At 39.2% G+C, this 7,554-nt stretch carries 5 protein-coding genes; 3 read left to right on the plus strand and 2 right to left on the minus strand.

What is annotated here, in order from left to right:
* Positions 1-10: 10 nt before the first annotated feature.
* Genes FNH22_RS14680 through FNH22_RS14690 form a run of 3 tightly spaced genes read left to right on the plus strand, consistent with a single transcriptional unit; the run spans position 11 to position 3,001 of the window.
* The gene (locus FNH22_RS14680; RefSeq protein WP_143399159.1) at positions 11-1,132 is read left to right on the plus strand and encodes an 8-amino-7-oxononanoate synthase; all 1,122 of its coding nucleotides are present in this window, start codon (positions 11-13) and stop codon (positions 1,130-1,132) included.
* Entirely contained in the window at positions 1,129-1,743 is a 615-nt protein-coding gene (bioD, locus tag FNH22_RS14685) for a dethiobiotin synthase (protein WP_143399160.1), read from the plus strand. The genes FNH22_RS14680 and bioD overlap by 4 nt, the downstream gene beginning before the upstream one ends.
* The gene (locus FNH22_RS14690) at positions 1,730-3,001 is read left to right on the plus strand and encodes an adenosylmethionine--8-amino-7-oxononanoate transaminase (RefSeq protein WP_143399161.1); all 1,272 of its coding nucleotides are present in this window, start codon (positions 1,730-1,732) and stop codon (positions 2,999-3,001) included. Before bioD ends, FNH22_RS14690 begins: the two co-directional genes overlap by 14 nt.
* Here FNH22_RS14690 and FNH22_RS14695 read toward each other — a convergent pair.
* Together FNH22_RS14695 and FNH22_RS14700 are read right to left on the minus strand one after the other, a co-directional pair.
* A complete protein-coding gene (locus FNH22_RS14695; protein WP_143399162.1) occupies positions 2,998-4,623 on the minus strand; it encodes a mechanosensitive ion channel family protein in 1,626 nt (541 codons plus the stop codon). The genes FNH22_RS14690 and FNH22_RS14695 overlap by 4 nt on opposite strands.
* Positions 4,624-4,625: 2 nt before the next feature.
* Positions 4,626-7,340: a hypothetical protein gene (locus FNH22_RS14700; RefSeq protein WP_143399163.1), complete on the minus strand. Its 2,715-nt coding sequence runs from the start codon at positions 7,338-7,340 to the stop codon at positions 4,626-4,628.
* Between the last annotated feature and the right edge of the window lie 214 nt (positions 7,341-7,554).

Consider the following 7,554-nt stretch of genomic DNA (forward strand, 5'->3'; position numbering starts at 1 on the left):
AGTTTAATGCATGTATCTGCACGAAAGACTGGCTAACGAGCTTCAAAAAAGAAAAGAAAGTAAAAACTATCGTCAGCTGTCTGTAAAAAGTGGTCTCTTAGACTTCACTTCAAATGACTACCTGGGATTAGCACATAACCAGGAGCTAAAAGACAACATACATAATACTGACAAAGAGCTACTTAACGGCTCAGGAGGATCCCGGTTACTTTCCGGGAACACACTTCAGATCGAACAAACCGAGGCATACCTGGCACAACTTTTTGAATGTGAAAGTACTCTTGTGTTTCAAAGTGGGTATATGGCAAACCTGGCACTGTTCTCTACATTACCTCAACGTGGAGATACCGTTCTTTATGACGAGTTATCACATGCGTGCATCAAAGATGGCATACGACTCAGCCTGGCCACCAAATACAGCTTCAGGCACAATGATTTGGACGACCTCTCACAAAAACTCAAAAAATCTTCCGGGCAGGTCTTCATTGCGGTTGAATCTGTTTATTCCATGGATGGAGACCATTGCTCTCTGAAAGACCTGGTAGCGCTAGCAGGTAATTATGATGCTAAAATAATCCTGGACGAAGCTCATGCTACCGGACTTATGGGCAAACATGGGGGTGGACTATCGATGCTATTGGAACAGCACACTAATATATTGGCCAGGGTATACACTTTTGGAAAAGCCATGGGTGTTCATGGTGCGGCTATTGCAGGAAGCTCTTTGTTAAAAGAATACCTTGTAAATTATGCAAGGCCATTTATTTATACTACTGCGCCCTCTCCGCATGCAGTAAGTGCCATAGATGAATCATTCCGATATTTGAATCGGAATATCCATCTGCAAACCCAAATATCAAAGAAGATCCAACTGTTCAAGGAGCTGTTTAAACAAAAGTGTGACGACAAGTTCACATCTACAAGTAGCCAACATGCTATCCAGGCATTGATTGTACCGGGCAATGAAAATGCCATCAAAACATCTATTCATTTGGCCAATAAAGGCTTCGATGTACGACCTATCCTTTCTCCTACAGTAAAAAAAGGAAGTGAACGGATCAGAATATGTTTACATACATACAATTCTTCAGAGGATATATCACGTTTGATTGATAGTTTAGCGGACCTATGAATTACTTTATAACAGCCATTGGCACAGATAGTGGAAAAACCCTTGTTTCAGCGATAGTAGCTACGGCAATACAAGGCGAATACTGGAAACCTGTTCAGGCTGGTTACCCAACAGACACGGATACCATCAAGAAGCTTACAGATAGTAGCATAAAATGTCATAATGAGCAATTTATTCTCAACACTCCGGCCTCTCCCCATTATGCCGCTGAGGTGGATAATGTGGTAATAACTATGAATGACTTTGTTTTACCTGACTCAAAAAAAGACCTCGTCATAGAAGGCGCCGGCGGTACATTGGTGCCACTAAATAATGAGAATTTTGTCATTGACCTGGTACCTCAGTTGAACGCATCTATTATACTCGTATCCAATCACTACCTGGGTAGTATAAACCATACCATGCTCAGTTTAGAACTCATTAAACAAAGAGGGTATCCACTAAAAGGTATAATTTTTAATGGGCCATCAAATCCATCTACTGAAAAAATAATTCTACAACATACCCAGGCGCCCTGCTTGCTGTCCATTCCACAACAGGAAAGTCTAAACTCGGGTATAATAAATAACTACGCCCAATTATTAAGTAATAGGTTGGATGAATTGGATTGACAAAGACAAAAACACTATCTGGCACCCTTTCACCCCGTTAGAAGGTGTGGATGATCCATTATTGATCACTAAAGCCGACGGAGTCTACCTTCATACGGATGATGGGAGAAAGATCATTGATGCCATATCATCTTGGTGGGTAAACCTGCATGGACATGGTCACCCATATATTGCTGATAGGGTCTGTCAACAGGCAAAAACCCTTGAACACGTAGTATTTGCTGGCTTTACCCATCAACCCGCCATAACACTTGCCGAAAATTTATTGTCAATTCTTCCTGAAAATCAATCAAAAATATTCTATTCAGACAACGGCAGTACGGCAGTGGAAGTCGCATTAAAAATGGCCTTTCAATTTTGGTTCAATCAAAATAAAGACAAAAAGCGAGTAATAGCTATTGATGGTGCCTACCACGGCGATACCTTCGGAACTATGTCCGTTGGTGAAAGGGGTGATTTTACCAAGCCTTTCGTTCCTTTTTTATTTAATGTTGATTACATCGACTTTCCTCAAAGTGGTATGGAGGAGCTAGTAATCCAGCAGTTTAAAGACTTAATAAAGACTAACGATGTAGCAGCATTTATTTTTGAGCCTTTGATACAAGGAGCTTCAGGTATGAGGATCTATGAGGCAAAACTACTTGATGAGTTAATAGCTATTGCCAGAAAACATGATGTGATATGCATTGCTGACGAGGTTATGACCGGCTTCGGACGTACAGGCGAGCTATTTGCTTCGGATTACTTGAATAACAAACCGGATATATTATGTCTGTCTAAAGGAATAACGGGTGGTACAATGGCCTTGGGAGTTACTTCCTGCACTGAGGAGATTATAAAAGTATATAGGTCCAGCAACCTTAAAAAGGCTTTCTTACACGGGCATTCCTTTACCGCTAACCCATTAGCCTGTACAGCTTCAAATGCCAGCTACGACCTTCTTATGAAACCTGAATGTCAAGCATCAATAAAAAGAATTTCACGTTTAAATCAGGACTTTGTACAGAAGAACGTTTCCAGGCCGGCGTTGCGAGAAATCAGAAGCCTAGGAACAATCATGGCACTGGAATTTGAAACGACCAATGACAGCTCTTATTTCAGCGAAATGCGCAACGTACTTTATCCGTTTTTCCTGGAAAAGAATATATTGCTAAGACCCTTGGGTAATTTAATTTACATTATTCCGCCATACATTATTACAGATGAACAACTGTTAAAAGTGTATGAAGCAATCGAAGAGTTTCTGGATACCCTTTAATTCGCAGTTTTATCTGGCCCCTTCTTGTATTCCTCCAGTACCTTGCGCAGATCAGCAGCATCTGCTGTATATTCCGGAGAATTTCCTTTTTTCTCAGGAAATGTTTCCATATGCAGCGTTTGCGTTGGGAAAGCAAAATTAACACCGAGTTGATCTGCAAGTTTCACGATTTCGAGCAACACCTCATGCCTGGACCTCAGCTCTTCCGTCCAACTAGGCACTTTGAAGAATATATAGAACAGGATATTCAATGAGGAGTCCGCCATATCGTTAAAGTGAATTTCATAATAGTCTTTCCGTGTTTTTGGGTGCTTTTTCACAATTTCTTCCAGCCCTTCCACAAATACTTCTATCAAATCCGTTGGTGTATCATACGTAAGCGCAATATTGGTCATAAACCTGCGGTAATGCCTTAACCCATGATTATCGATGGTTTGATTGGTGATCAAACCATTAGGTATATACATAAGGGAATTTCTAAAAGTCCTTATCCGTGTAGAGCGAAAGCCTACCTCTTCTACGGTACCATCCACATCTCCGGAAGTGATCCAATCGCCTACTTGAAAAGGACGGTCAACAAATATCATCAAAGACCCAAAAAAGTTCTTTATAGTATCCTGGGCTGCCAAAGCAAAAGCCAAACCACCAATGGAAATACCGGCTATCAGACCTGTGATATCGAACTCCAGATTATCAAGAATGAATAGCCCTCCTACCACCACCACGAACGTCTTTAATACCTTTCGTAACAAGGGTACAAGCTGGTCATCCAACGTGCTTTCTGTCTTTTCCGCCAGCTTTCCCATGTAAAAGCTGATGATATCTACCAAGCGATAGAAAAAGACGATAGCAAACACCGGCCATATGGCCTTTAATATAAGTATCACATACTTATTCATAGTAATAGGTAGCTGTAATACTGGTACCAGAAGGATGAGTATTGGAAATATAACCAGAAAGCTGACTGGTTTTGCTACCGGAATAATGACTTCGTTCGCCAACTTTTTATAACCAAGTCGTAGCAACAACTGAATGATCAGTTTTTCAAAAAAATAGGTGAAAAGCTTATGCAATATAAATGACAACAGAACAACAATCAGTAGGCCAAACAATTGCCAAATATGTAGCCCAAGGATTTTAGTTGTTCCATAAGAAGGGGCTATCTCCAATAGCTTATCCAGTCCCAAAGGGTAGGTATCTTTATGCCATACTTCGATCTTGCCAATGGTCTTGGCTGAAAAATACCACCGTATACCTCTTTTTTCGACATAAAGATCCGGATACTTCTTGGTTAAATAATAACGATGTTTATTGGTTACAGAATCCAGGTAATCCCGGCTTCTTGGGATATCATCCAGTTCAACAAAAATTCCCTGGCCATCAAGTACTTGTTTAAGCTTTATTGCGAGTACTACGGCTCGTTCCTGATCAACATCTTTCGGGTTGAACACCTTTGCTGCTATAGCAGGACGATAGCTATCCTCCTGTAAGTACAATAAATGTGTTAGTACTGTATTATATGGCGTCGCCAAGCTGTATTCAAGGGTATCTTTGCTTTGTCCAAAGGACCATTGAAAGAAAATGCCTGACAGGAACAATAAAACCGTTTTTCTTAATATCATGGTTAAAAACTTAGTTTTTTAAATGTATTTCCTGAAACTACAAAAACCTCATATTTACCTTTAGATTCGTAATACATCATACCCACTTTACCATCACTGTCTATAGGTCTTGAATTGATCAACACGCCGTTCGTATTATAAATATATGTAAACCCTTGAATCTGATCTGATATGGCAAATACCTGATGATTATTAGAGAAGTTATAATACTGCACGGTCAGTTCTTCTGTATTCAGATAATCCTTGGAAAGAAGTTCATTTTTGTCTCGATTCAATAAGACCAGCCTATTCAGATCTTGTCGCGCTATTACATAGTCTTTACCTAATGCATCATTAACCAGGTTAAACATTGACTCTTGTGTCGGACGATAAAGCTGATCAGTACTTACTATTTCCCCTGCTAAATTAAATTTTACCAAGCGGCCTTCCCTGGACAGCAGGCTCACCAAAGTTTTTTGAAGATCTGCACCTAGTTGTATATGTGCATCTCCATTATATCTTCCATCAACAGAAAATGGAAATCCAGGAATATCTTCCCCTCTACGGTTCATGGCGTGAACCTTTCCATCACTCTGTATCGCCATTATGATATCCTTCCCTCTCACCCGAATGTGAATGGGCTGACAAGCCAGCCTGCCCTGGACCTCTCTTGGTGTCCAGCCTTCCAAATTCACCCCCTCTTTATTGTAGAGGTACATTCCCCCTCGCTCATCCGTTAACATGAATCGATAACGCTTGCTTTTATCATAATCAATGACAGAGGCATCATCAATTTTATAATCTATCCTCAATGGGAAATCGTCCACATCATTCCCTAACCGATCGATTATATATAGGTAATTCCCCGTTGCAAAGAAATACTGAAGTTTACCATTCTTATAATAATCCACCTGATCCACGTCACTAACCATCGGGCCATCAATTTCTCTTTCCCATAAAACCTCACCTTTAGTCGATATCAACATAATATGGTTAGAAGAATCCTGCAAAAGCACTTCCTTACTATTATCTAAATGACTTTTGACAACAAGCGGTTTAGTGATCAAAGGATAATTGAATGCAACAGTTTTCTCGGCATCGAAGATATCTGCTGTTGATGACAAACTTGGCTTTTCATAGTGAAAAGCAATACTAGAGTAAAAGTTGTCGTCCAATGCACTGAAATCAAATGACAGATATTTCACCCCTTTGAACACTTGACTGTTTTTCCGAAAGAGCTCCTTCCAAAATGGATTGCTGTATTGAACCACCCCTTCCCATGCTACCGGAGTATTAATTACAAGTTTGAAATTGGATTCCTCCTGTGTATTAACACTGAACTTGTTGTAAATTAATGATCTCCCTAAAGTATTCTCTTTTTCTATATCAGTCATCAAATCTTTCAATGTTTGAATACTTTCTGCCATTACCAGATACTCATCAAAAACTGCATAAAAGGTATCTTCAAACCCTGTAAACATTGGACCAAAAGCATGCATTGGAAAGTTAGTCACATTTAATTCACGGATAACAAGCTCTCCAAAGCTTTCCTGGTAAACGCTATCTCCTTGTGCAATTGCCAATCGCTCTGATAAATCATTTAATTGACGCATAGCTTCAGTTAAATCATTAGTATTAATCATTATAAGCTTATGATCATTACTTACTGATGACGGTATGTTGGTCAGGGAAATTCCAGACCCAAGCCAGGCGAACATACCATCAAAATCAAATTGATATTTCTCGGCAAAAAGAAGTCGCTCCGATACAAGCTCAGGGTGAATACTTTCCCAGTACTTTTTCAACCTCTCATGCCAGTCAGGCCCGTTTTCAATACCCAATTGATAAAAATGACTTGCCTTGTTACTTACATAGTACTGAAAATTATTCTTTTGAGGGCTCTGTGATAGGAAAGTATTTAAAAAATCATCTCCGTCAACTTGAGTGAATCCATTCAACAGTATCTTCTCATTTTCAATGGTTATATCATAGAACATTGATTGATTATGATGATCTAAAACATCATCTGACTCGCTTTGAAATGCGTTAAATAATTGATTAAAATTGGCCGTGTTTATGTAAACATTTCCATCATCATTAGCGAGCTTAGGGATTTTAAGCATGTCACGGTTCTTATTGAAGAAACCTTCATTTTGGTCATTATCAATCAATCTCACCACATCTTCAATTAAAAAGGGCGTGAAGCTGCCAATAAAAAGGTTTTCATGAATGAGATAGGAAAACGTAGACGCCTGCTCATTCCCTTTTAATTCTTTGATTTGATAATTCTGATAAGTTCGGTCGACTGATTTTAAGTTTCCAGTACTGATAAAAAACTCAAGTATTTTATCTGCATTTTTTTGATCTTTAATGCTACTGACATCAATATAAAGAACAGCATCAAACTGGTTATTGCTAATTTTGTGAACAGAAACCAACATACCGTTAGTAATACCTGCCGAAAGTAAGTCTTTCTCACCTCCAAGGCTATCCAGGTTCATTAAAGACTCATGAAAGTTTTTCAAAGATGTTATCCGCTGAAATGACTTCCACAACTCGCTTTCAGCCAGTTTCACCCAAGCTTCAAAAGGCTTCTTATTTTCATAAACCAATGCAGCATTTTCAGGCACCAGTTCAGTTACATCTACATTTAATGGTCTATAATATTTGTCAAATAGTAAATATCCGGAAACTAATAATACAACTGCTGACGTAACCAACCAGGCTATTCTATTCATATGGGGAAGGTTTGTGCAAATAAATCAAAATAAATATGCCGCTGCAAAATAAGCCATGCAAAAGGTCTATTTTCAATACAAACCGCTAGATAATGGGTTCACTTTTTGGCTTTAAAAGCGAACAAATATTCTTTACTGTCATCCTTCAAGTAGCAGTCCCTCTACTTTCATCAGGGTTGATGTTTTTTTGCTGTGGGTGCTATAGGGGTGGGAT

Source organism: Fulvivirga sp. M361, from assembly GCF_007097395.1.
In the GTDB taxonomy this organism is placed as follows: domain Bacteria; phylum Bacteroidota; class Bacteroidia; order Cytophagales; family Cyclobacteriaceae; genus Fulvivirga.

What these genes read in the sequence shown, in the direction of transcription:
- FNH22_RS14690 (WP_143399161.1), top strand. Translation starts at nt 1,730, where the DNA reads ATGAATTGGATTGACAAAGACAAAAACACTATCTGGCACCCTTTCACC.
- FNH22_RS14700 (WP_143399163.1), bottom strand. Translation starts at nt 7,340, where the DNA reads ATGAATAGAATAGCCTGGTTGGTTACGTCAGCAGTTGTATTATTAGTT.
- bioD (WP_143399160.1), top strand. Translation starts at nt 1,129, where the DNA reads ATGAATTACTTTATAACAGCCATTGGCACAGATAGTGGAAAAACCCTT.
- FNH22_RS14680 (WP_143399159.1), top strand. Translation starts at nt 11, where the DNA reads ATGTATCTGCACGAAAGACTGGCTAACGAGCTTCAAAAAAGAAAAGAA.
- FNH22_RS14695 (WP_143399162.1), bottom strand. Translation starts at nt 4,623, where the DNA reads ATGATATTAAGAAAAACGGTTTTATTGTTCCTGTCAGGCATTTTCTTT.